The 23545-nt window shown below is 38.3% G+C and carries 19 protein-coding genes; 18 read left to right on the top strand and 1 reads right to left on the bottom strand.

What is annotated here, in order from left to right:
* Nucleotides 1–11: 11 nt before the first annotated feature.
* From glgB to MUB18_RS19520, 14 genes are all read left to right on the top strand, one after another.
* Nucleotides 12–1922, top strand: a complete 1911-nt coding sequence (gene glgB / locus MUB18_RS19580) for a 1,4-alpha-glucan branching protein GlgB (protein ID WP_248754307.1) — start codon at nucleotides 12–14, stop codon at nucleotides 1920–1922.
* Nucleotides 1922–3340 carry a glycogen/starch synthase gene (locus MUB18_RS19575; protein ID WP_317233170.1) on the top strand — a complete coding sequence of 473 codons (1419 nt, stop codon included), beginning with the start codon at nucleotides 1922–1924 and terminating at the stop codon, nucleotides 3338–3340. Before glgB ends, MUB18_RS19575 begins: the two co-directional genes overlap by 1 nt.
* Before the next feature lies 1 nt (nucleotide 3341).
* A complete protein-coding gene (locus MUB18_RS19570) occupies nucleotides 3342–4613 on the top strand; it encodes a glucose-1-phosphate adenylyltransferase (RefSeq protein ID WP_045752930.1) in 1272 nt (423 codons plus the stop codon).
* A gap of 63 nt (nucleotides 4614–4676) precedes the next feature.
* Nucleotides 4677–5309, top strand: coding sequence for a DUF2306 domain-containing protein (locus tag MUB18_RS19565; RefSeq protein ID WP_248754306.1), 633 nt, complete (start codon nucleotides 4677–4679; stop codon nucleotides 5307–5309).
* Between the two features lies 1 nt (nucleotide 5310).
* Entirely contained in the window at nucleotides 5311–6234 is a 924-nt protein-coding gene (locus tag MUB18_RS19560) for a YARHG domain-containing protein (protein ID WP_248754305.1), read from the top strand.
* A 73-nt stretch (nucleotides 6235–6307) separates the two neighbouring features.
* Nucleotides 6308–7645: a sigma-54-dependent transcriptional regulator gene (locus MUB18_RS19555; protein WP_248754304.1), complete on the top strand. Its 1338-nt coding sequence runs from the start codon at nucleotides 6308–6310 to the stop codon at nucleotides 7643–7645.
* Nucleotides 7646–8566: 921 nt separating this feature from the next.
* Nucleotides 8567–8926 carry a hypothetical protein gene (locus MUB18_RS19550; RefSeq protein ID WP_248754303.1) on the top strand — a complete coding sequence of 120 codons (360 nt, stop codon included), beginning with the start codon at nucleotides 8567–8569 and terminating at the stop codon, nucleotides 8924–8926.
* 13 nt (nucleotides 8927–8939) lie between these two features.
* Complete coding sequence (gene kdpF, locus MUB18_RS22060; protein WP_084405401.1) at nucleotides 8940–9017, top strand: K(+)-transporting ATPase subunit F; 78 nt, start codon at nucleotides 8940–8942, stop codon at nucleotides 9015–9017.
* A 40-nt stretch (nucleotides 9018–9057) separates the two neighbouring features.
* Nucleotides 9058–10746: a potassium-transporting ATPase subunit KdpA gene (gene kdpA / locus MUB18_RS19545; protein ID WP_248754302.1), complete on the top strand. Its 1689-nt coding sequence runs from the start codon at nucleotides 9058–9060 to the stop codon at nucleotides 10744–10746.
* 77 nt (nucleotides 10747–10823) lie between these two features.
* A complete protein-coding gene (gene kdpB / locus MUB18_RS19540) occupies nucleotides 10824–12833 on the top strand; it encodes a potassium-transporting ATPase subunit KdpB (RefSeq protein WP_248754301.1) in 2010 nt (669 codons plus the stop codon).
* 11 nt (nucleotides 12834–12844) lie between these two features.
* Nucleotides 12845–13411 (top strand): K(+)-transporting ATPase subunit C, encoded by a 567-nt coding sequence (locus MUB18_RS19535; protein ID WP_248754300.1) that lies wholly within the window; start codon nucleotides 12845–12847, stop codon nucleotides 13409–13411.
* 6 nt (nucleotides 13412–13417) lie between these two features.
* Complete coding sequence (locus MUB18_RS19530) at nucleotides 13418–14506, top strand: porin (RefSeq protein WP_094773539.1); 1089 nt, start codon at nucleotides 13418–13420, stop codon at nucleotides 14504–14506.
* A gap of 75 nt (nucleotides 14507–14581) precedes the next feature.
* Complete coding sequence (locus MUB18_RS19525) at nucleotides 14582–15703, top strand: sensor protein KdpD (RefSeq protein ID WP_045752921.1); 1122 nt, start codon at nucleotides 14582–14584, stop codon at nucleotides 15701–15703.
* Nucleotides 15703–17454, top strand: a complete 1752-nt coding sequence (locus MUB18_RS19520) for an ATP-binding protein (RefSeq protein ID WP_248754299.1) — start codon at nucleotides 15703–15705, stop codon at nucleotides 17452–17454. Before MUB18_RS19525 ends, MUB18_RS19520 begins: the two co-directional genes overlap by 1 nt.
* Before the next feature lie 88 nt (nucleotides 17455–17542).
* Here the strand turns inward: MUB18_RS19520 and MUB18_RS19515 are convergent, their stop codons facing one another.
* Complete coding sequence (locus MUB18_RS19515; RefSeq protein WP_248754298.1) at nucleotides 17543–18748, bottom strand: pyridoxal phosphate-dependent aminotransferase; 1206 nt, start codon at nucleotides 18746–18748, stop codon at nucleotides 17543–17545.
* 368 nt (nucleotides 18749–19116) lie between these two features.
* Here MUB18_RS19515 and MUB18_RS19510 point away from each other — a divergent pair, with 368 nt between their 5' ends.
* From MUB18_RS19510 to MUB18_RS19495, 4 genes are all read left to right on the top strand, one after another.
* A complete protein-coding gene (locus MUB18_RS19510) occupies nucleotides 19117–20094 on the top strand; it encodes a cation diffusion facilitator family transporter (RefSeq protein ID WP_248755941.1) in 978 nt (325 codons plus the stop codon).
* Nucleotides 20095–20200: 106 nt separating this feature from the next.
* On the top strand, nucleotides 20201–21991 hold the full coding sequence (gene lepA / locus MUB18_RS19505) for a translation elongation factor 4 (RefSeq protein ID WP_045754396.1): 1791 nt from the start codon (nucleotides 20201–20203) through the stop codon (nucleotides 21989–21991).
* Nucleotides 21992–22018: 27 nt separating this feature from the next.
* Nucleotides 22019–22906, top strand: coding sequence for a bifunctional 5,10-methylenetetrahydrofolate dehydrogenase/5,10-methenyltetrahydrofolate cyclohydrolase (locus MUB18_RS19500; RefSeq protein WP_045754397.1), 888 nt, complete (start codon nucleotides 22019–22021; stop codon nucleotides 22904–22906).
* 49 nt (nucleotides 22907–22955) lie between these two features.
* Nucleotides 22956–23477, top strand: coding sequence for a hypothetical protein (locus MUB18_RS19495; RefSeq protein WP_094773542.1), 522 nt, complete (start codon nucleotides 22956–22958; stop codon nucleotides 23475–23477).
* The last annotated feature ends 68 nt before the right edge of the window (nucleotides 23478–23545 follow it).

The following is a 23545-nucleotide window of genomic DNA, read 5'->3' as shown; positions in this document are numbered from 1 at the left end:
CTCATCGAATCATGGGTCACCCAGTAGAAGTTTTTTCGTTGCTTACAGCATTTGATGTATCCTTATTTAGGGCTGGAAGACATTATAAATTGTATGAGAAATTTGGTTCTCATGTTGTTGAACACGGTGGCAATTCTGGTGTTTACTTTGCCGTTTGGGCTCCCAATGCCAGTGCGGTTTCGGTAACAGGAAATTTTAATGGTTGGAATCCACAAACCCATGGATTGCATGTGCGTTGGGATGGCAGTGGTATTTGGGAAGGTTTTATTCCTCATATCGGTACTGGAGAGGTCTATAAGTACCATATTCAGTCGACCAACGGCGAACGATTGGAAAAAGCAGATCCTTTTGCTCTGATCTGCGAATTACCCCCAAAGACTGCATCCATTGTCGGTACAACTTGGTATGAATGGGAAGACTCCAGTTGGATTTCGCAGCGCGCTCAATTCAATAGTTTGGACAAGCCAATGTCTGTTTATGAAATGCACTTAGGATCGTGGCAGCGCGACCCAGCGGATCCTGAACGGTTGCTGTCCTACCGTGAAATTGCAGACCGGTTGGTCCCCTATATCCTAGAGACAGGATTTACGCATGTCGAGTTTTTGCCCGTTATGGAACATCCTTTTTATCCTTCTTGGGGATATCAGATAACCGGATATTTTGCTGCATCATCTCGCTATGGAGGGCCTCAAGATCTGATGTATTTGATTGAATCACTACACCGAAATCATATCGGTGTGATTCTGGACTGGGTTCCTTCGCATTATCCTGGTGATGCACATGGATTACATCGTTTTGATGGCAGCTGTCTTTACGAACATGAAGATCTAAGAAAAGGATTTCACCCAGACTGGAAATCTTATATCTTTAATTACGGAAGAAATGAAGTACGATCTTTTTTGATCAGTAATGCGCTCTTTTGGTTAGATCGCTATCATGTCGATGGACTGCGGGTAGATGCAGTTGCCTCCATGCTTTATTTGGATTATTCCCGAAATGAAGGAGAATGGGAAACGAACGAATTTGGGGGAAGAGAAAATCTTGAAGCAGTTCACTTTCTCAAAGAACTCAATGAAGCTGTATATCATCATTATCCTGATGTACAGACGATAGCAGAGGAATCGACGTCATGGCCAGGAGTGAGTAAACCAACATTTGCAGGTGGCTTAGGCTTTGGAATGAAATGGATGATGGGATGGATGCATGATACCCTAGATTACTTCAAAGAAGATCCGATAAATCGGAGTTATCATCATCATAAATTAACTTTTGCGACGGTGTATGCCTATCATGAAAATTTTATGCTGCCTTTGTCACATGATGAAGTTGTACATGGAAAACAGTCTCTGTTAGACAAAATGCCAGGTGACGAATGGCAGAAATTTGCCAATTTGCGAGCTCTATATGTATATATGTTCACATTAACAGGTACAAAACTGTTATTTATGGGCGACGAATTTGCACAGACGACAGAGTGGAATGAAAATAAATCCTTGGATTGGCATTTGTTGGAATATACACCCCATAGCGGTATGCTTAAATTTATCAGCCGATTAAATCATACCTACAAAAACCAGCCTGCGCTATATCAGAGAGCGTTTGTAGAAGAAGGGTTTCAATGGGTTGAACAGGGCGATGATAAAAATAGTGTGTATGCTTATCTCCGAAAAGGATATGAAGAAAAGGATGATTTATTGATCGTCTTAAATTTAACTCCTGTGGTGAGACAAGACTTTCGTGTGGGGGTTCCGAAGAATGGAATCTGGGAAGAAATTTTGAATTCGGACCAACGGGATTTTTATGGAAGTGGTGTAGGTGATCCAGTATATAATTCTAGTACAGTACACTGGATGGGTTTTGATCAATCCATAGTGATGACATTGCCTCCCTTGGGTGGCCTAATATTAAAACGAAAAGCATAATGAAAGTAATACATCTAAGTGTCGAATGTTTTCCTGTAGCCAAGGTTGGGGGATTGGCAGATGTAGTAGGCGCTTTGCCAAAATATCAACGTAAGCTGGGAATTGATGCATCTGTGGTGATGCCTTGGTACGATCGAAAATTTACGCAAGAAAATAAATTTGATCAGATTGCTATGGGTTCTTTCTATCAGGGATCGGAACAGTTGCATTATGAAATATGGAAAGAAGCAAGTGATCAACTTGGATTTCCCTTGTATCTCATCCGAATACCTGGTAAGTTAGATCGGGAAGAGGTGTATTGTTATCCAGATGAGGCGGAGCAGTGGCTGTCTTTTCAACATGCATTTTTACATTGGTTAAAAGCAGATCAGATCATGCCCGATTTGATCAATTGTCATGACCATCATGTTGGATTGGTTCCTTTCTTACTAAAATATAGTCATGACTTTCAACAATTTTCATCTGTAAAAACACTTTTTACAGTTCATAATGGACAGTACCAAGGTTGGATGAATTGGAATAAGGGAATTTTGATGCCAAGTTTTGATACGTGGCGATGGGGACTGCTGGATTGGGATGGTCTGATCAATCCAATGGCGGCGGCAGTTAAATGCTGCGACGCATTTTCTACGGTATCAGAAGGCTATTTGAAAGAATTGTTTGTTGATGCAAATGGATTGCAAGATTTATTTAAGGCTGAATCTCAAAAAGGTTATGGCATCGTGAACGGTATCGATACTGAATATTGGAATCCAATGTTGGATACGCTAATTCATACTCATTACGATTCTACTTCAGTCAAAAAAGGTAAGTATGAAAATAAAAAAGCCTTATGCGAGCAATACAAACTAGACCCTTCACTGCCTTTAATGTCGTTTATTGGTCGATTTGCTATTGAAAAAGGAGCAGATTTATTAGCAGAAATAATTGCTCAACTTTTAGGAAAAGTTAAGGCTAAAATGAGTATATTTATTTTAGGCTCTGGAGATCAAGATATACAGGCTGCATTGCAACAGGTCATGGAAAAATACCCGCAACAGTTAGCCGTTTATTTTGGTTATAACGAATCACTAGCACATCAGGTATATGCCGCAACAGACTTGTTGTTGATGCCTTCACGTGTGGAGCCTTGTGGATTAAACCAATTATATGCGCTTCAATACGGGACAATTCCTGTCGTTAGAGGGATCGGCGGTCTCCGAGATACGGTAATTGATATACAAGAGTCTAATGGTTATGGAATTGTATTTCCTGAAGCACGTGTTAACGATGCAACCGAAGGTGTGATCAGGGCTTTAAAAATTGTTGCTCAAGCCGATTTATTATCAGAAGTGAGAGATAAGGAAATGAATTTGGATTTTTCATGGCATAAGTCGGCTCAAAAATACTTGGATTTGTACACTAAATTATTGAATTAATATGTCACACAAAGTAGTCTCTATTGTTTTGGGGGGAGGGCGAGGTACTCGTTTGTACCCTTTGACGGAACAGCGCTCAAAACCAGCTGTACCAATTGCAGGTAAATACCGTTTGGTGGATATTCCGATTTCGAATTGTTTAAATTCTGGATATAATAAAATCTTTGTGCTGACACAGTATAACTCGGCATCTTTAAATAAGCACATTAAAAATGCATATAATTTCAGTATTTTTAGTAAAGGATTTGTAGACATCTTGGCGGCAGATCAGAATAATGAAGGTGATCGTTGGTTTGAAGGAACAGCTGATGCAGTGAGAAGAACCCAAAAGAATTTGTTGAATGTCGATTATGACTATGTGCTGATATTATCAGGAGATCAATTGTATCAAATGGATTACGCCGCGCTAGTCGACTTTCATGTGAAAAACAAGGGCGATGTCACGATTGCTACAATACCCGTAAGCGCTAAGGATGCAACGGGATTTGGCATACTCAAATCTGATGAAAATAATATCATTACTTCCTTTACCGAAAAACCCAATAAAGAAGAATTGGTAAACTGGAGCTCTGAAGTTTCCGAGGAGATGGACAAGCGTGGACGTCATTATTTAGCTTCTATGGGCATCTATGTTTTTTCAAAAGGGATCTTGGCCTCTTTGTTAAAAGAAAATCCAGGAATGGATTTTGGAAAAGAAATCATTCCGGAAAGTATCGATTCTAAAAATGTACTGAGTTACCAATTTGATGGATATTGGACAGATATTGGTACTATAAGTTCTTTCTTTGAAGCAAATATTGGTTTAACAGATGATGTTCCCGATTTCAATCTTTTTAATGAAACAGTGTATACGAGAGCGCGCATGCTGCCTCCCTCCAAAATATCGGGAACCACATTAAATAATACAATCGTAGCAGATGGATGTATTCTCAACGGGGATAAAATTCAACGCTCGCTGATCGGTATTCGTTCCCGTATAGGCCATGGCACAGTCATTAAAAACACGTACATGATGGGTAGTGACTATTATGAGCAATTGGAAGATGTATTAGAACTAGGGAGCACCCAAGCACCTCCACCTGTAGGCGTTGGTGAACGTTGCTATATCGAAAATGCAATCTTAGATAAAAATTGCCGTATTGGCAATAATGTCAGGATAAAGGGAGGAAAGCATCTGAAAGATGGTGATTTCGAGACCTATGCCGTTTGTGATGGTATAGTAGTGGTCAAAAAAGAAGCCGTTATCGTAAATGGTGTAACGATTGGATGTTAAGTTAAATTTCTAATTAAGGTAATTAACCCTGATTAATTACCTTAATTCTATCAAGTGCTGATCATGATTTCGGACTGGAAAAATACCACCTATAATTTGGTTCTAATATTGCTGTTTACATATAGTTGTATGTTGATGGGCGAGATCACATGGCGATATCGAAATTTTGAATTAGATGCTTCATTTTTACAAATTAAGCAAACAGAGGTTACACAGATTAGTTGGTATAAATATGCCTTTTATATCCATGTCATCTCTGCTGTGCTAGCATTGCCAGCTGGATTTACACAATTCAATAAAACTATATTAAGAAATTACCCCCGCGTACACCATGTACTGGGTTATCTGTATGTTGCTATCATTTTAGGTTGTGCAGCACCTTCAGGTTTTCTAATTGGCATGAAAGCAAATGGTGGACTTACAGCGCAAATTGCGTTTACCGTATTAGCCTGTTTATGGTTTTATTATACGCTCCAGGCTGTCCTAAGAGCAAAGATTGGAGATTTCAAAGCGCATAAAAATTTTATGATCAGAAGTTTTGCATTGACATGTTCGGCATTAACTTTGCGCTATTGGAAGGTCATATTAGTATATTTTTTTCACCCTAATCCCATGGATTTATATCAGCTGATTGCCTGGTTAGGTTGGATTCCAAATCTACTACTAGCAGAATGGATTATTAACCAAAATAAATAAGATGAAAAGACTTTTTTTTGCAGTGCTTGGATTTGCCGCACTCGCTTCTTGTCATAACAAAACGAATAAGAAATCTTCAATCCCAACTGATTCAGTTGCAGCTGTTGTTGAAAATGAGATTCACAAAGAATTGTATGGGAATTGGGTAGGTGACTTTACTGTCGATGAAAAGGTCTCTGAAGAAATTCTTCAAAATAAGGGAGAATTTCCAGCTGGATTTGATTACAGTCCTAAAATTAATTTGACAATCAAACGCATTACTGCCGATACGGTAATTGGTCAGAATGTCGTGAAAGGCAATTTAAGGCCATTGGTCGGAAAAATCGAAGAAAACGGAAATGTAATATCATTTATCTTGGATGAGCCAAGTGATAAAAAATCTGATGGACGATTTGAATTTAAATGGAAAAACGATACGCTGGTCGGATCCTGGACCGCTTTTGATCAAGGAGTACATGTTAGAAAGCGTAATTTTAAACTGACGAAAAAGCAGTTTGTATATAATGCCAACCTCATGTTGCCCAATGATGAGCATAGTGAACCATTAATAGATTGGTATGCCTCAAAAAAGGAAACTCAGACAGTTGAAGATGGTGACACAACGTATACCTACATCAATGATCTGTATCGGGCAGCATCTCCAGCAGTATTTAAATTGAATGGTTCAAAAATGAAGTTGACAGAAGGAGATCTGAAAAATCTCAAGAAGTTGGATTTAGAGATTATTCGAAATACAATTTTTGCGAGACACGGCTATGCTTTTACCAAAATTAATGTGCGTCAATTCTTTGATCCTGTAGATTGGTATGTGCCAGTTTCTAACGATGTAACCAAAGAGCTGTCAAAATTGGAACGGGATAACATCGCTATATTGACACGTTTTGAAAAATATGCTACAGATAATTACGATCAATTTGGACGTTAACTATGTTAATATTTCTGGATAATGGTGTATATCGTATAAAAATTATCTAAGTTTGATATCTAAATTTTAAGCATTGAGCACTATCCTAATCATCGACGACGAAGATAAGATTCGTACATTACTCGCTAGAATAATTACACTTGAAGGCTACGAGGTATTTCAGGCATCAGATCTCAAAAAGGGACTGAAACGATTGGAAGAGCAAGATATTGATGTTGTTATTTGCGACGTCAAATTACCCGATGGGAGTGGCGTAGACAGCACAAAAGTAATCAAGCAGAAATACCCTTGTCTTGAAATTATTTTGTTGACAGCATATGGCAATATACCCGATGGTGTGAAAGCTATGAAAAATGGTGCTTTTGATTATATAACGAAAGGAGATGATAATAATAAGATCATCCCCTTGGTATACAATGCTAGTGAAAAGGTTGCATTGGCAAAACGGGTGCAACAGCTCGAAAGACAGCTTGGTGATCGTTTTTCTTTTGATCAGATTATAGGTAAATCTAAAGCGATCTTGAATGCTATAGATTTGGCTAAAAGGGTTGCTGTAACAGATACAACCGTGTTACTGACCGGCGATACGGGTACTGGAAAAGAAGTTTTTGCGCAAGCAGTACATCAGGCCAGTAGCCGCAGTAAATTTAATTTTGTTGCCATCAACTGTGCGGCATTTAGTAAAGAATTATTAGAAGGTGAACTCTTTGGACATAAGGCTGGTTCTTTTACTGGCGCGATGAAAGATCAAAAAGGACTTTTTGAAGAAGCGAATAAAGGAACTATTTTTTTAGATGAGATTGGAGAGATGCCAATCGAACTTCAAGCTAAGATATTAAGGGTTTTGGAAACTGGTGAATTTCTGAAGATCGGTGAAACAAAAGTAACAAAGGTCGATGTACGTATTATTGCGGCTACGAATCGAAATTTAGAACAAGAGATCGCCAATGAACACTTCCGAAGTGATCTTTTTTATCGTCTTTCGGTATTCAGTATCTATTTGCCAGCATTGCGAGAACGTAAACAGGATATTGGATTATTGGCTCATCATTTTACTCAGATATACTCTTTGCGCGCAAAAAGAAAGGAAATACAGCTTTCCTCTGAATACATTACCGCATTGGAAAATCATGATTGGAAAGGAAATATTCGAGAACTTAAGAATTGTATTGAGCGGAGTGTAATCTTATCCGATACCGATGTTCTTGGTGTAGAAACACTTCCGTTTGCTAATTTAACTGTTGCTACTGGAGCAAAAATGTTATCTGCTTTCTCCATGGCTAGTGTAGAAAAATTACATATTCAAAAAGTACTGCAACATACGCAGGGCAATAAAGCTGAAGCGGCTCGTCTGTTGGAAATTGGTATTGCAACACTTTATCGTAAGATCGAAGAGTATAAATTAACCTGATGAATATGACTTTTTTATCTATTGACTCGGACTCGCCGATGGATCATGAGACGATCAACTAGAAGTCAAGTTTACGCTTATCCATCCCTTGAGGATATGGATAATCTCTTATTAAATCTCGAAAAAACATTGTTTAAGTTGTTTTAGGCCTACTTTTTAAGTATTGTTAGCTTGCCAATAAGTGCAGCTCGTATAAGAGGATATTCGAGTTTTCTTCATACTGAATACATGCTTTATAGAGCATAAATCCGTGTTAAGTCCGTGGTGAGTCCGTGTTAAGTCCACTATTACGATACTTTCAGCATGATATCATTATTTTCTGACCCTGCTTACAGGTATCAGATATCTTGCATTACTTCCTTATTTGTATTGCAGCGTAGGAGCATAGAGTAGATATGAAAACTCCACATCTTCTATAGTCGCACATCGTATTTATTGAATTAAATCCTTCTATTATGATATAGAGCCTATCAAAATGATAGGCTTTTTTGTTTCTGTTTTTTCACCGTTTTACGCTAACCTGTTGTTTTCTAGGTTTTTGGTTTTGTTGCCTTTGACTTGGAATAAAATTGGCATCCTCCATTTCCAAAATGAATACTCATGTTAAATTCAAAATGGAAAAAAATCAGGCAGTACGACCGGTACTGGAAGTGCGGAATCACGCAGGGACTATTGAAACTTGCCTTTGTTGCAATTGTAACTTTTGCAGTAGTAAAATTTGTAGATATCCTAAGCACATAAATTAAGTAGATATGATAACCATAGTATTGTTACTGGTCGGTGTGATCTGTTTCGCACTGTTTTTTAAATCGATTGACTTTTTTGATCAGATTTAATATAAAACCAGCAGGTAAGTGATCTTGTTCGATAGCAAAAATAATTTCGTTGAGCTCTCTCCAGATATAATAAAGAAGTAATAAGATGAAATCAAAGATGATCAGCACACTGGAAGAATGGCTGCCAGAATCCCGTAGTTGGATTTCGGATCAAGAACTAGGAGACGATACGATAACTGATTATATCGTATTGCGGAAATTAGCAGAAGAGTGTTTAAAAAAGATAAATTCAGGAAATGAGTATGAATATGCGGATGCAGGGGAGATTGCAAAAGTGGTGAATTTGATCTACCAAGGAGGGAATCAATACATCCGTAATGCGATCGAAAATGAATTTCTGACGAAACTATCTACAGAAGAAAGTCCAGCAAGTTTAAAAAAGCATTTAGACATACTGCCTAAGGAATTGAGGAAGGAATATCTAAAAACGATATTAGAAAATTAAAATTAAGAAAACGATGATAGCATTACTTGTAGTAGCGGTAGGCGTGTTTGCATATATCGTATATGTATTACTAAAGCCTGAACAGTTTTAAATCGTCAAACTGTGAATGAAATTATATTTAAAATTTAATTATGAATACAGAAATTATAGCCATAATCGTCATGTTTCTTGGCACGATTGCTTTAGCAATTCCTTTAGGAAAATACATTGCCAAGGTTTATGCAGGAGATAGGACCATTTTTGATCCGGTTTTCAATCCAATTGAAAGATTATTTTATAAGCTAACAGGTATTGATCCAAAGGTTGAAATGAGTTGGAAGCAACATATGGTTGCACTGCTTAGCATCAATATGATCTGGTTCCTGTTGGGGATGCTGGTACTGATGGGACAGGGAAGTTTGCCTTTAAATCCAGACCAAAACCCGAGTATGACAGCAGATCTCGCATTCAATACCATCATCTCTTTTGTTGTTAATTGTAATTTGCAACATTACTCTGGTGAAACGGGGGTGAGTTATTTGGGACAGTATTGGTTGATGTTTTTACAATTTGTCAGTGCCGGTACAGGTATGGCTGCTGCAGTTACTCTTTTTAGAGCTTTTAGAGATAAAACAGCTACAGATCTAGGTAATTTTTATGAATATTTTATAAAATCCTGTACACGGATTTTACTTCCTTTATCCTTTGTTGTGGCGATCATACTTGCTTTTCAAGGAACGCCTATGACGTTTGAGGGTAAGGATACCATGGTGAGTCTGCAAGGAGATACAGTGGAAGTCTCACGTGGACCTGCTGCAGCATTTGTAGCCATCAAACATATCGGCACAAATGGTGGTGGTTTTTTTGGAACCAATTCGGCTCACCCTTTTGAAAATCCGACTTACCTCAGTAACATGGTCGAAATGGCTGCACAGATGATCGTCCCATTTGCCATGATCTTCGCTTTCGGTTACTTTATTAAAAGAAGAAAATTATCGTGGATGATGTTTGCCGTGATGACCGTAGGATTTTTGCTATTGGCAATTCCAAATATCAAAATGGAAATGGGAGGTAACCCTGCTCTAACAAGTATGGGGATCGATCAGTCATTGGGTGCAATGGAAGGAAAAGAAATCCGAATTGGTGCAGCGACATCTGGATTCTGGAGCATTGTGACGACCGTGATTTCAACTGGATCGGTCAATTCCATGCACGATAGTTCGATGCCACTTTCCGGAATGAATGAATTACTGGCGATGATGATCAATAGTTTTTATGGAGGTGCAGGTGTCGGTATTCTGAACTTTTTTATCTTCATTATTCTGGCCGTATTTATCAGTGGCTTGATGGTCGGACGTACGCCTGAGTTTTTAGGTAAAAAAATAGAAGCTCGAGAGATGAAAATCGCGATGATCATTGCATTGATTCATCCCTTTCTGATCTTAATCAGCGCCGGTTTAGCAACAGCATTTCCTGGACAGGGAGCCTCTACATTAAACAATCCTGGATTTCATGGATTTAGTGAGATCTTATATGAATATACGTCTTCGTCGGCAAATAATGGGAGTGGATTTGAAGGTTTAGGGGATAATACACCTTGGTGGAATATCAGTACAGGTATCGTTTTAATCCTATCACGCTTCTTGCCGATTATAGGGCCTGTAGCAATTGCTGGTTTGTTGGCTAAGAAAAAGTTTATTCCTGAAGGGGAAGGTACTTTGCAAACAGATACGGCAACTTTTGGGATTCTGGTATTTACAGTAATCATCATCGTGGCAGCATTGTCATTTTTCCCTGCCCTGACCTTAGGTCCTATTGCAGAATATTTTTCTATGCGTTAATCTCATTTGAATGGTAACGGATCGGTGGCCTATATCGTAAAAACGATCGTTGCCATCGTCCATATAAATATTTAAAAATGAATAAGAATCAATCATTATTTCAGAGTGACATGTTATTGCAAGCTTGTAGACAGTCTTTCGTGAAATTGAACCCCAAACTGATGTTTCGTAATCCCGTGATGTTTACGGTAGAGATCGGAACTTTTGTGATGCTCATCGTCAGTTTATGGATATTGACAGGAGAAACATCACAAGGTAGCTTTGGTTATAACTTCAGCATATTTCTGATTTTATTGCTTACCCTGCTATTTGCCAATTTTGCTGAAGCTATTGCCGAGGCAAGGGGAAAAGCACAAGCGGACAGTCTGCGTAAAACAAGAGAAGAAACGCCAGCTAAATTGGCAGATGGAAAGATGATTTCTTCCTCACAATTGGTTAAGGGAGATGTTTTTATCTGTGAAGCGGGCGATATCATTCCTTCCGACGGCGAGATTGTTTCGGGGTTGGCAACAATAGATGAAAGTGCGATTACGGGGGAGTCTGCTCCAGTGATCCGCGAGGCTGGTGGGGATAAAAGTAGTGTGACAGGTGGTACCAAGGTATTGTCCGATAAAATACTTGTAAAAGTAACGACTGAACCTGGTGAAAGTTTTTTGGATAAAATGATCGCTTTGGTAGAAGGGGCAAGCCGGCAGAAAACACCAAATGAAATTGCATTGACTATTCTTCTGGCAGGTTTCACTTTGGTATTCATTATCGTGACCGTGACGTTAAAACCTTTTGCAGATTATGCACAGGCTCCTATCACAATCGCTGCATTTATTTCACTATTTATTTGTTTAATACCCACTACCATTGGCGGGTTATTATCTGCAATTGGTATCGCCGGTATGGATAGAGCTTTGCGGGCTAATGTCATTACCAAAAGTGGAAAAGCTGTCGAGACTGCAGGAGACATCGATGTTTTATTATTGGATAAAACAGGTACGATTACGATTGGTAATCGTAAAGCGACAAATTTCTATCCAACTCGAGGCATAGCCGCTGATCGTTTGGTTAAAGCTGCTGTATTAAGTTCAATGAGTGATGAAACGCCTGAAGGCAAATCAATTATTGAGCTAGCGGGTATTGATCCGATGGCATTCAAAATCAATTCACCGATTTTTATCAAGTTTACCGCAGAGACGAGAAGTTCGGGAATTGATTTTGATCAGACCCGAATCCGTAAAGGGGCGACAGATGCGATCCGTAATATCGTTACGCAGGCCGGAAATGAATTTCCAGCAGATATAACCGATCAGGTTACTAAAATTGCTCAAAATGGAGGTACCCCGTTGGTCGTCTGTGAGAACGAAATTGCGTTAGGAGTCATTGAGCTGCAAGATGTGATAAAACCCGGTATTCAAGAGCGGTTTGAACGTTTACGAAAAATGGGAATCAAAACAGTTATGGTAACCGGAGATAATCCATTGACGGCAAAATATATAGCGGAAAAGGCCGGAGTAGATGATTTTATTGCTGAGGCCAAGCCAGAGGATAAGATGAACTACATTAAGATGGAACAAGCTAATGGCCGTCTGGTTGCGATGATGGGAGATGGGACCAATGATGCTCCTGCATTGGCTCAGGCAGATGTGGGTGTTGCCATGAACAGTGGGACGCAAGCGGCTAAGGAGGCAGGTAACATGGTTGATTTGGATAATGATCCTACGAAATTGATCGAAGTGGTGGAGATCGGTAAACAGTTATTGATGACCCGTGGTACGCTTACTACTTTTAGTATTGCAAATGATGTGGCTAAATATTTTGCGATCATTCCAGCTTTGTTTATCACGGCTATTCCTGCGTTGCAGGGATTAAATATTATGCAGTTACATAGTCCTGAAAGTGCCATCTTATCTGCAGTTATATTTAATGCACTGATTATTCCATTTTTAATACCATTGGCTTTGAAAGGAGTCGCATACAAACCGATTGGTGCAAGCGCACTGTTACGTCGCAACTTGCTCTTCTTTGGTGTAGGTGGTATTTTGGTGCCTTTTGTCGGCATTAAATTGATCGACCTGATTGTATCCTTATTTATCTAAAAAACAAAAATATGAAAAAGCATATATTACCAGCGATAAAGCTGACTCTTATCCTAATTGTTTTTTTTGCGGTGATCTATCCTTTTGCCGTTTGGGCCATTGCACAGGTAGCTCCCAACAGCGGCAAAGGTGAAATTGTCACTTTTAAAGGCAATACTTATTACAGCAACATCGGTCAGTCCTTTACAGACCATCAATACTTTTGGTCCCGACCTTCTGCCGCAAATTATAATGCAGCAGGTTCTGCAGGTAGTAACAAAGGACCTTCGAACCCCCTTTACCTTGAAGAGGTAAAGGGTAGAATAGATACCTTTTTGGTACATAACCCAGCCATCACTAAGGCCGAAATACCAGCTGATCTGATTACGGCTAGTGCGAGTGGTCTGGATCCACACTTTTCAGTACAGGCGGCACGGGTTCAAGTAAAACGTATTGCGAAGATCCGAAATATACCGGAAGCCGAATTGAGGACACTAGTCAATGAGCAAACCGAAAAACCATTATGGGGATTGTTTGGTCCAGCAAAAATAAATGTACTGAAATTGAATATTGCATTAGATGAATTAGCTGCAAAATAATTTTATATGAAAAAATACATCATCAGTTCCATGCTATTGCTTGGAAGCATCCATATTTTGCAAGCACAAGAAAACGTTGAAGTCAAAAAACCGTTAACAATTAGTGGTTATGTAGAAGTGTACAGTCAATACGACTTTTCTAATCCTAAAAACAACACAAGACCTGGGTTTGTATACAGCCATCATCGTAATAATGAGGTGAATCTAAATCTTGGATTGATTAAATTAAATTATGAAACCGATCGAATTAGGACTAACCTTGCAATTGGCGCGGGAACATACATGAGTGCAAATTATGCTGCTGAGCCTGTAACGTTGCGGAATATCTATGAAGCAAATGTTGGCGTCAAGATCTCAGAAAAGCACCATCTATGGATCGACGCTGGTGTTTTGCCCTCCCATATTGGATTTGAAAGTGCGATCAGTAAGGATTGCTATACTTTAACTCGAAGTATCGGAGCTGATAATTCTCCTTACTTTGAAACTGGAGCTAAACTATCTTATACAACGGATGATGGAAAGTGGATGATGAGTGGATTGATTTTAAATGGCTGGCAGCGCATTCAACGCGTAGATGGAAATAGTACACCTGCTTTTGGTCATCAATTAACCTATAAACCTACCGCCGGCATCACCTTGAACAGCAGCTCATTCATAGGTAGTGATAAAGCTGATTCAGTTCGGCAGATGCGGTATTTCCATCATTTTTATGGACAGTTCCAACTGGATGATAAATGGATGCTTATAACTGGTTTTGATATGGGAGCTGAACAGAAGGAAAAAGGAAGCAGTCGTTATAACACCTGGTTTACTCCTGTTTTAATTGCTTCATATAAACCGCATGATGACTTGGCTATAGCGATACGAGGAGAATATTATCAAGATAAAAAAGGCGTGATGATCAATACCGGAACCGCTAATGGGTTTCAAACATTTGGTTATTCTGCTACGTTAGATTATGCGGTTTTCTCGAATTTGATCTGGCGAACAGAGTTAAAGAGACTACAGAGTAAAGATGCTATTTTTGTAAATCGAAATGATTCTTTGGAGAAGCATAATATGCTTGCAATTACTTCTTTGGCATTGCGTTTTTAATTAAATCAATTTTTTTTCCTGCTGTATTGTTCATTTACGATACAGTAGGAAATTATATAAAAGGATTTATGGTATATGGAAGAAAGAAAAGATGCGGAACATTTCTTGAGCTTGATCAAAAAATCAAGGAAAGGAAAATTTAAACTGTATATCGGTATGAGTGCCGGTGTGGGCAAGACTTATCGTATGTTGCAAGAGGCACATATGCTTCTGCATAATGGGATCGACATTAAAATAGGTTATATTGAGACGCATAATAGAAAGGAAACCCACGCCTTGCTAGATGGACTGCCGATGATACCGAGACGTAAACTGTTTTATAAGGGAAAAGAACTTGAAGAACTAGACGTGCAGGCGGTTATTAATTTGCATCCGGAAATTGTTATTATTGATGAACTTGCACATAGCAACATCGAAGGAAGTCTCAATGCCAAGCGTTGGCAGGATGTAATCGATATCTTGGATGCAGGGATCAATGTGATCAGCGCAGTCAATATTCAGCATATTGAAAGTTTGCATGATGAGATTAAAGATATTACGGGGATCGATGTACAGGAGCGAATACCGGATAGTGTACTTGGATTAGCCGATGAGGTGGTCAATATTGATTTGACTGCAGAGGAATTGATCAACCGCCTGAAAGAAGGTAAAATTTATGATCCCGCTAAGATTGAAATGGCATTGGCTAATTTTTTCAGTAGCGATCATATCCTACAATTGCGTGAATTGGCTTTAAAAGAAGTTGCTTCGCAGGTGCAAAGAAAAGTTGAAACGGAGGTCATTCATCATAAATATGTAAAAAAGGAACAGTTTTTAGCCTGCATTAGTTCAAATGAGAAGACGGCTACCATTGTGATTCGTAAAACAGCAAGGTTAGCAAACTATTATAATAGTAAATGGTTTGTACTTTATGTACAGACCCCTAAAGAAAGTGTTGCTAAAATAGCTTTGGATAAGCAAAGACATCTGATTAATAATTTTAAATTAGCAACAGAATTGGGGGCAGAGATTATAAAAGTTAATCATAGTAAAATCGCGAAAGCAATTATTGAACAATGTGAAGCTAGACAGATAACCACCGTGTGTATCGGTAAACCTCATTTGGGATTGATCAAAATAATTTGGGCAACAAATACTTTTAATACGCTTCTCACGAAGCTTTCTAACGAAAAAATTGACCTTATAATTCTTTCATAATGCGTATAAAAACAAAATTAACCTTTGGCGTCGGGTCGCTGTTTCTCATGATCGTACTGTTGGTTGTGGTGAGCGGTTGGTATGTCAATCAGTTAAAAAGAGATACCAATAATATTCTTGTCGCAAATTATAATACTTTGCAGTACGCGCGCAATATGTTGTTAGCACTCGAGGAATATACTGTCGATCCCGCTGCCATACATGACTTTAAGGAAAACTTGGAGAAACAGAAGCAGAATGTTACTGAGATCGGGGAGGTCCAGGCAACGGATCAGGTGGAAAGACATTTTTATCAATTTGTGAAAAATAAGGAAGATGTAACGCTGCTTTCAAAAATCAGAAAGGATATAACGGAATTGATGCGGCTTAATATGGAAGCGATAGAACGGAAAAGTGATATTGCATCTATAACAGCAGAAAAAGCGATTGCAGTCATTTCCATTAGCGGGACCTTGTGCTTCTTAATTGCTTTTGTCCTCATCATCAACCTCCCTTCGAATATCGCCAATCCTATAAAGGAATTGACCGAGAGTATTAAACAGATAGCAAATGAAAATTATAAAAAGCGTATCCATTATGAAAAACGGAATGAATTTGGGGAGCTTGCAAATTCTTTTAATACCATGGCTGAAAAACTTGAAGAGTATGCGGAAAGTAAACTCGATAAGATATTGAAAGGGAAAAAACGAATTGATACGCTTATTAACAAGATGCATGACCCTGTCATTGGTATCGATGAGCAGAAGATCGTGTTGTTTGCTAATGAAGAAGCGTTGAAGATAATCGGTTTACAAAGCGATCAATTGATTGGTAAACAAATACAAGATGTAGCAGTCACCAATGATCTGATGCGGGATTTTATTAAAGATCTATTTCAAGATGAGAAGAAACGAGAATCTGCTCTTCTCAAAATCTATGCTAATGGTAAAGAAAGCTATTTTGAAAAAGAAATCGTGGATATCGATATCGTACCTACCGGAGAGACAGATTCACAATTTATCGGACAAGTTATCATGTTGCGCAATATCACACAATTTAAAGAAATGGATTTCGCCAAAACTAATTTTATAGCGACCATTTCACATGAATTAAAAACACCTATTGCGTCGATAAAAATGGGTTTACAGCTTTTAGAAAATAAGCAGATCGGCGTGCTCAATGATGATCAAAGTAACCTGGTGCAAAGTATTCGCGATGATACAGGAAGATTGTTGAAAATTACAGGTGAACTCTTAAATATGACGCAGGTTGAAAGTGGGACTATTCAGTTGAACGTGGCACCTACAAACGTGAGTGAGCTGGTGGAGTATGCCATACGCGCAACAAAATCCATGGCAGAACAAAAACATCTAGAATTGCGCCTACAAATGGAAAATAATCTACCGGATGTACTTGCTGATAATGAAAAAACGGCTTGGGTATTGACCAACCTATTGTCGAATGCTGTTCGTTATTCTTATGAAAACTCTGCTATATTTATTATTGTTGAGTCGACCCAGGATAAGGTGAGATTTGCCGTAAAAGATGCGGGACAGGGGATAGAAGAACAATATATGGACAAAATATTTGAACGGTACTTTCGTATCCCTGGAACAAAGAAGGAAGGCACGGGGTTAGGGTTGAGTATCAGTAAAGAATTTATCGAGGCACAGGGAGGTACCATTACCGTACAAAGTGAATACGGTTCTGGTAGTGTATTTTCATTTACATTGAATCGTACAGATGTGGATAATCCAAGAATGGGATCATGAGCGGTTTTTGGGGATACGATCAGGTCAATAAAAAAGCTGTCTCTTAACTTTGGTATAAGAGACAGCTTTTTTTATAGTGCGTCAAGGTTTACGCTAATTTGCCTAATGCTTCCTTAATGCGTTTTAAAGCTTCTACTAAACTTTCGTCTGAAGCAGCATAAGATAGACGTATATATTTGTCATTTCCAAATGAATCACCACCTACTGTAGCAACATGACCTACGTTTAATAAGTATAGTGCTAAGTCGGATGAGTTTTTGATTATATTTCCATTTTCATCTTTTTTTCCGAAGAAAGAACTGATTTCTGGGAAGAAGTAAAATGCTCCTTCAGGTAAATTTGTTTTAACACCTGGAATTGCAGCTAATAAATCATAAACCAGTTGACGACGACGAGCAAATGCTTCTTTCATTTTATTCACAGATGCTAATCCTTGCTCATAAGCAACGATACCTGCACGTTGTGATATCGAACATGTTCCCGATGTCGTTTGACCTTGTAATTTATCATTTGCAGCAGCGATCTCTTTATTGCAGGCGATGTAGCCTAATCTCCAACCTGTCATCGCAAATGCTTTAGAAAAACCATTTATAATGATTACACGGTCTTTGATACTGTCAAATTGAGCGATAGATTCGTGTTTGTCTACAAAATTGATATGTTCATAGATTTCATCTGATAAGATGAAAATCTGCGGATATTTTTCGAATACTTTTGCCAAAGCAGCTAACTCATCTTTACTATACACCGTACCTGTCGGGTTATTGGGTGATGAGAACATGAATAATTTTGTTTTCGGTGTGATCGCAGCTTCAAGTTGCTCTGGTGTAATTTTAAAGTTGTTGTCGATCTCAGTATTGATGAAAACCGATTTTCCTTCCGCTAAAACAACCATTTCCGAATAGGAAACCCAGTACGGTGTAGGGATTATGACCTCATCTCCTGGATTAATTAGCGTTAAAATAACATTTGATAAAGATTGTTTTGCACCAGTAGAAACTACGATTTGAGAAATATCATAATCCAGATTATTTTCAATCTTCAATTTATTCACAATAGCCTGACGTAATTCCGGGTATCCCGGAACAGGAGAATAACGTGTCCAATTTTCGTCTAAAGCTACCTTAGCAGCTTCTTTAACGTGGTCAGGAGTATTAAAATCTGGTTCGCCAACACTTAAGCTGATAACATTAACGCCTTTAGCGGCTAACTCACGACCAAGCTTAGTCATTTTAAGCGTAGCCGACTCGGATAAATTGTTTATCCTATCTGATAAATATGATTGTGTGCTCATGGTAAGACAAAGATATTATTTAGAATGCAAATAATGCCTTAATTTCTTGAAAAAAGACAAACGATTGTTTCTTTTTTACAAAAAATATGTAAAATCTTATCGAGATTTGATTACTTCTAAAAATAAGTTTTTGTTTAGATGAGCGGTTAGCACTTCTTAATTTATGGACAAGCTCAATGATCGCATAGCAACCTACAACATGTTATTAATTTTTATGAGTTTTTTTACTTCAGATCGAATCCTTATTTTAGGGCGGTATATCAAATGAACATGTACGACAGTATGTTGAAAAGATCGCTGGGATCAAACTAAAAAGGAAATCGTAGCGTTATATGACTACCTTTGTCGCGAAAAAAACAAATAATATGATGTCTAAGCAAAAAAGATTAGTTCTACTGTCCTTACTAACGGGCTTGGGACTAATGATAGTCAAATTTGTTGCCTATTTCCTCACTGCATCAAACGCGATCTTTACAGATGCAGCAGAGAGCATAGTCAATGTCATTGCTTCTAGTTTTGCTTTTTACAGCATTTATTTAGCTGCACAACCCAAAGACCACAATCATCCTTATGGTCATGGTAAAGTTGAATTCTTTTCAGTTTTTTTAGAAGGAGGATTGATCTTTATAGCGGGCTCCGTTATTTTAGTAAAAGGATTTTACAATATCTTTTTTCCTTCTACTTTGTCCAATCTTGAAGAGGGGATAGGTCTGGTAGCGGTTACTGCTTTGATTAATTTTATCATCGGATTTTATATTATGAAAAGGGGGCGTGCATTAGGCTCACTTACTTTGGAGGCTGATGGTAAGCACTTGCAAGTCGATGCATATAGTACAGTAGGTCTTATTATCGGTTTGATGCTCATGAAATTGACTGGATTAGCATGGATCGATATTGCGATTTCTTTTGTGCTCGGCAGTTTTATCTTGTACAATGGATATAAATTGTTGCGCCTGTCGATAGGTGGTTTGATGGATGAGTCCGATCTGGATCTCGTAAAAGAAGTGGTTCAAGTATTACAGGAAAATCGGCATGTCGATTGGATTGATATTCATAATTTGAGGGTTCAGCGTTATGGCAATGAATTGCATGTAGACTGCCATTTAACATTGCCTAATTACTATAGGCTTGATAAGGTGCATGATGATATATCTACCTTAGATAAAATGGTGAATACAAAAATGTCCATAGATACTGAATTTTTTATTCATGCCGACCCGTGCCTTCCGGAGTGTTGCAGTTATTGTCAGGTAAAGGATTGTCCTATACGCTCCCAAGCATTTACAGGTCAGATTGAATGGCGGGTAGAAAACGTAACCGCCAATCGAAAACATTTTTCATCCTAGAAGACTAAAGGACAAAATTATGTGCATAAATTAGGTTAGAGCTTAGCTTAAATGTCTGTCAAAAAAAGTATCTTTGCTTTTTAGAAACGATTTTTAAAAATCCTATATGAAGCAAATACGTAATTTCTGTATCATCGCACACATTGATCACGGTAAAAGTACATTAGCCGATCGATTATTGGAGTATACCAATACCATTACACAACGTGAAGCGCAGGCACAATTACTAGATAATATGGATTTGGAACGTGAACGTGGTATTACCATTAAGAGTCATGCTATCCAAATGAACTATATACAAGACGGAGTAGAGTATATCCTGAATTTAATTGATACTCCAGGACACGTCGATTTTTCTTACGAAGTATCACGTTCTATTGCTGCCTGTGAAGGTGCATTATTAATTGTCGATGCATCGCAGGGGATACAAGCACAAACAATTTCTAATCTTTATCTCGCATTGGAGCATGATTTGGAAATTATTCCAATTTTAAACAAAATGGATCTTCCTGGTGCTATGCCAGAGGAAGTGAAAGATCAAATCATTGATTTAATAGGCGGTAAACGCGAAGATATTATTCCGGCATCTGGTAAGACAGGTCTTGGTATTCCTGATATTTTAAAAGCAATTGTAGCACGTGTTCCTGCACCTGTAGGTGATCCGGCAGCTCCATTACAGGCTTTGATTTTTGACTCTGTTTATAATTCTTTCCGTGGTATCATGGCCTATTTTAAAGTTGAAAATGGCGAGATCCGTAAAGGTGACAAAGTAAAATTTGTGGCTACCGGAAAAGAATATACTGCGGATGAGATCGGAACCTTGAAATTAAATCAAGTTGCGAAAGATGTGGTCAGAACAGGGGATGTTGGTTACATCATCTCAGGAATCAAAGAAGCACGTGAGGTAAAAGTGGGTGATACCATCACCCATAAAGAAAGACCGTGTGATGGCGCAATCCAAGGATTTGAGGAAGTAAAACCGATGGTTTTTGCTGGTATTTACCCTGTTGATACCGAAGACTATGAGGAACTGCGTGAATCTATGCACCGTTTACAGCTGAACGATGCTTCTCTTGTGTTTGAACCAGAGTCTTCAGCAGCCCTAGGTTTTGGATTCCGTTGTGGATTCTTAGGTATGCTGCATATGGAGATTATCCAAGAACGTCTTGAGCGTGAATTTGATATGACTGTGATCACGACAGTACCAAACGTATCTTATAAAGCTTATTTGACAAAAGATAATGAAGAAGTCCAAGTTCATAATCCATCTGATTTACCTGATCCAAGTAAATTAGATGCTATTGAAGAACCCTATATTAAAGCTAATATCATTACTAAATCAGATTTCGTAGGTCCGATTATGTCCCTTTGTATTCAGAAACGTGGGGCCATCATCAACCAATCTTATTTGACATCTGATCGTGTTGAATTGGTGTTTGAAATGCCAATGGGTGAAATTGTATTTGATTTTTATGATAAATTGAAGACTATTTCTAAAGGTTATGCTTCTTTTGATTATACGCAGATCGGATACCGTCAATCGGATTTGGTGCGTTTAGATATTCGTTTGAATGATGAGCCTGTCGATGCACTGTCCTCTTTGATCCACAGAAGTAATGCTTATGATTTTGGTAAGAAAATTTGTGAAAAATTAAAAGAATTATTGCCTCGTCAACAATTTGAAATTCGTATCCAAGCATCTATTGGAATGAAAATCATAGCACGTGAGACCATTTCAGCATTGCGTAAAGATGTAACAGCAAAATGTTACGGTGGTGATATTTCGCGTAAGCGTAAGCTTTTGGAAAAGCAGAAGAAAGGTAAAAAACGTATGCGTCAAGTAGGTAACGTTGAAATTCCGCAATCGGCATTCATGGCAGTATTGAAATTAGATTAGAAATTAAAAAATCCTATTCCTATAAAAATGAATTTATTAGACGGTAAACTCGTATCAGCTAAAATTAAAGAAGACATCAAAAAAGATGCAGCTGATTTTACAGCGAAAGCTGGACGTAAACCTCATTTGGTGGCTATCTTAGTTGGGAACGACGGCGGAAGTGAAACTTATGTGGCGAGTAAAATGCGCAATTGTGAATTAGTAGGTTTTGAGTCTACTAATATTCGTTATGATATCGATGTGACAGAAGAACAGTTGATTGCAAAAATTCAAGAAATCAATGCTGATGAAACTATTGACGGTTTAATCGTGCAGTTGCCTCTTCCAAAACATATCGATCCTGATAAAATCACGGAAGCAATCGATTACCGTAAAGATGTCGATGGTTTTCATCCGATCAATTTAGGTAGAATGCAGCGTAATCTACCTTGTTTTATTCCTGCAACACCTTATGGGATTATGTTGATGCTGGATTATTATGGCATAGAGACCGCTGGAAAACATGCTGTAGTGGTAGGAAGAAGTAATATTGTTGGTTCGCCAATGAGTATTCTTTTAGCCCGTAATTCAAACCCAGGAAACTGTACTGTTACTTTAACACATAGTCGTACTCAAGATCTTAAGACCGAAGTTTTACGTGCTGATATCATCGTTGCTGCAATCGGAAAGAAAAACTTTGTTACAGCAGATATGGTGAAAGACGGCGCTGTTGTTATTGATGTAGGTATCAATAGAGAAAATTCAACTGAAACGAAATCTGGCTTTAAGCTTTATGGCGATGTGGATTTTGATCAAGTAGCACCTAAGGCTTCATGGATCACACCTGTACCAGGTGGGGTGGGCTTGATGACTATTGTTGGTTTATTGAAGAATACTTTGGAAGCTGCAAAAGGAACCATATATCCAAGATCATAATTGGCATAAATATTGATTGGTTAAATCTGTTAACCAAAAAAATATAGAAATGAAAAAAATTGCATTTTTAGCATTGTTCGCAGGAGTTTCATTAACTTTTGCTGCTTGTAATAACACTCCGAAAGAAGATAAAAATAGTGATGGAGAAGTCACAGTAGGTGAAAAGCTGGATAATTCTTTAGATAGCTTGGATAAACATACGGATGCTGCTGCTGATGAAGCGAAAGCTAAATATGAGCAAGCTCAACGAGATCTGGACGCAGCGATTGCTAAAGGAGACAAAAAAGCTGAGGAAGCTGCTCGTAAAACGGTAGCAGAAACAAAAACTGCTTGGGAAAAATTCACTGCAGGGACAGCTAAAGTAGCGGACGATGTTGAAGAAGGTGTTAAAGATGCTGCTCACGCAACAGGTAACGCGATTGATAAAGCTGCTGATGCTACCGCGAAAGCTGGAAAATCTGCAGTTGAAGGTACCAAAGATGCGGCTAAGGCTGTAGGCGAAGGTACTAAAGATGCGGCTAAAGCTGTTGGTGATAAAGCCAAAAAAGTAGGTGAAGCTTTGAAAAACTAAATCGAAGTAAGATTTTAATAAAAAAGCCTTTCAGAATTTCTGAAAGGCTTTTCTTTTGATTTGAAATT

The sequence above is a fragment of the Sphingobacterium sp. PCS056 genome, assembly GCF_023273895.1.
Classification (GTDB): Bacteria; Bacteroidota; Bacteroidia; order Sphingobacteriales; family Sphingobacteriaceae; genus Sphingobacterium.
Note: the sequence above shows the minus strand (reverse complement) of the source record. Positions and strands in the feature narration are given on the sequence as shown.

What these genes read in the sequence shown, in the direction of transcription:
- kdpF (WP_084405401.1), top strand. Translation starts at nt 8,940, where the DNA reads ATGATAGCATTACTTGTAGTAGCGGTAGGCGTGTTTGCATATATCGTA.
- MUB18_RS19495 (WP_094773542.1), top strand. Translation starts at nt 22,956, where the DNA reads ATGAAAAAAATTGCATTTTTAGCATTGTTCGCAGGAGTTTCATTAACT.
- MUB18_RS19535 (WP_248754300.1), top strand. Translation starts at nt 12,845, where the DNA reads ATGAAAAAGCATATATTACCAGCGATAAAGCTGACTCTTATCCTAATT.
- MUB18_RS19575 (WP_317233170.1), top strand. Translation starts at nt 1,922, where the DNA reads ATGAAAGTAATACATCTAAGTGTCGAATGTTTTCCTGTAGCCAAGGTT.
- MUB18_RS19525 (WP_045752921.1), top strand. Translation starts at nt 14,582, where the DNA reads ATGGAAGAAAGAAAAGATGCGGAACATTTCTTGAGCTTGATCAAAAAA.
- MUB18_RS19500 (WP_045754397.1), top strand. Translation starts at nt 22,019, where the DNA reads ATGAATTTATTAGACGGTAAACTCGTATCAGCTAAAATTAAAGAAGAC.
- MUB18_RS19530 (WP_094773539.1), top strand. Translation starts at nt 13,418, where the DNA reads ATGAAAAAATACATCATCAGTTCCATGCTATTGCTTGGAAGCATCCAT.
- MUB18_RS19565 (WP_248754306.1), top strand. Translation starts at nt 4,677, where the DNA reads ATGATTTCGGACTGGAAAAATACCACCTATAATTTGGTTCTAATATTG.
- MUB18_RS19520 (WP_248754299.1), top strand. Translation starts at nt 15,703, where the DNA reads ATGCGTATAAAAACAAAATTAACCTTTGGCGTCGGGTCGCTGTTTCTC.
- MUB18_RS19570 (WP_045752930.1), top strand. Translation starts at nt 3,342, where the DNA reads ATGTCACACAAAGTAGTCTCTATTGTTTTGGGGGGAGGGCGAGGTACT.
- glgB (WP_248754307.1), top strand. Translation starts at nt 12, where the DNA reads ATGGGTCACCCAGTAGAAGTTTTTTCGTTGCTTACAGCATTTGATGTA.
- MUB18_RS19510 (WP_248755941.1), top strand. Translation starts at nt 19,117, where the DNA reads ATGTCTAAGCAAAAAAGATTAGTTCTACTGTCCTTACTAACGGGCTTG.
- kdpA (WP_248754302.1), top strand. Translation starts at nt 9,058, where the DNA reads ATGAATACAGAAATTATAGCCATAATCGTCATGTTTCTTGGCACGATT.
- MUB18_RS19550 (WP_248754303.1), top strand. Translation starts at nt 8,567, where the DNA reads ATGAAATCAAAGATGATCAGCACACTGGAAGAATGGCTGCCAGAATCC.
- kdpB (WP_248754301.1), top strand. Translation starts at nt 10,824, where the DNA reads ATGAATAAGAATCAATCATTATTTCAGAGTGACATGTTATTGCAAGCT.
- MUB18_RS19515 (WP_248754298.1), bottom strand. Translation starts at nt 18,748, where the DNA reads ATGAGCACACAATCATATTTATCAGATAGGATAAACAATTTATCCGAG.
- lepA (WP_045754396.1), top strand. Translation starts at nt 20,201, where the DNA reads ATGAAGCAAATACGTAATTTCTGTATCATCGCACACATTGATCACGGT.
- MUB18_RS19560 (WP_248754305.1), top strand. Translation starts at nt 5,311, where the DNA reads ATGAAAAGACTTTTTTTTGCAGTGCTTGGATTTGCCGCACTCGCTTCT.